Source organism: Brevibacillus sp. YAE8 (genome assembly GCF_057543335.1).
Map to the genome: position 1 here is coordinate 1 of NZ_BAAIYG010000119.1, position 579 is coordinate 579.

Below are 579 nucleotides of genomic sequence, written 5' to 3' on the forward strand. Positions count from 1 at the left end.
GTAACATCCTTCATCTGTCGGTATGAACACGAAGCGGGAGGATGGAAGCAATTATTATCTCTTCCTGTGACAAGGACATCGGTATACGGAGCAAAATTGATTACAGCAGCAGCTTTCATGGGAATTCTTCAAGTGCTTGTATTTGTTGTTTTATTAGGAGTTAGCATGTTAAAAGACTATCCGAGCGCTGTGCCTTTAAAGATGATAGCTGGAAATATGCTAGGCGGATGGGTTGCGGTGTTGCCCATTCTTGCGTTTATGCTAGCTGTGTCAATGGCATGTTCTAGCTTTGGAGCATCTTTGACAGTCAACGTCATTTTAACACTACCGAATTTATTCGTTGCTAATTCTGAACGATTTGGCCCCTGGTACCCATGGACTCAGCCAATGTATGGAATGTTAGGTGTAACCGGAAAAGCATCATGGGGGTTGATGCTGACTACACAGAATTTCTTAGTGGTTGTTATAAGCAGCTTTCTGCTTTTTGGAGTAGCAGGTTTACTGTATTTTCAGCGCAAACATATATAATAGAAAAAACCCGCTTTTTTACAGCGGGTTTTTAGCTGGCTTTTGGAATAG

The 579-nt window shown here is 41.8% G+C and carries 1 protein-coding gene; it reads left to right on the top strand.

The window, feature by feature from the left end:
* On the top strand, positions 1 to 528 hold a 528-nt coding region (locus AC27IT_RS27915; RefSeq protein ID WP_487092278.1), incomplete at its 5' end, for an ABC transporter permease.
* Between the last annotated feature and the right edge of the window lie 51 nt (positions 529 to 579).